We start from the raw sequence: 459 nt of genomic DNA, 5'->3' as shown, positions 1-459 counted from the left end.
AGAGGCGGGTCTCGCGCCAGATGCGGGTGAGTTCGTCGTGCAGGACGTCGCGGGTGATGGCGTCGAGGGCGGCGAAGGGTTCGTCCATGAGGAGGAGGCGGCTGTCCTGGGCGAGGGCGCGGGCCAGGGCGACGCGCTGGCGCATGCCGCCGGACAGTTCGTGGACGCGTTTGCCGTACGCGCCGTCGAGGCGGACGAGTGCGAGGAGTTCCTCGGCGCGGGGGCGGCGCTCGTTCTTGGTGACGCCCCTGAGTTTCAGGGCGAGTTCGATGTTCTTGCCCGCGGTCAGCCAGGGGAACAGGGCGTGTTCCTGGAACATCAGCGCCGGGCGGCCGTCGGTGGTGATGGCGCCCGAGGTCGGCCGGTCCAGTCCGGCGACCAGGTTGAGCAGGGTGGACTTGCCGCACCCGGAGGCCCCGAGGAGGGTGACGAACTCGCCGGGGGCGACGTCGAGCGAGA

At 71.2% G+C, this 459-nt stretch carries 1 protein-coding gene; it reads right to left on the bottom strand.

Features of this window, described 5'->3' with window-relative positions; genetic code table 11:
• Window positions 1-459 (bottom strand): ABC transporter ATP-binding protein (locus SZN_RS37355; RefSeq protein ID WP_007506654.1); only part of this gene is annotated, 459 nt, incomplete at both ends.

Origin of the sequence: Streptomyces zinciresistens K42 (assembly GCF_000225525.1) — a bacterium.
Lineage (GTDB): Bacteria > Actinomycetota > Actinomycetes > Streptomycetales > Streptomycetaceae > Streptomyces > Streptomyces zinciresistens.
Note: the sequence above shows the minus strand (reverse complement) of the source record. Positions and strands in the feature narration are given on the sequence as shown.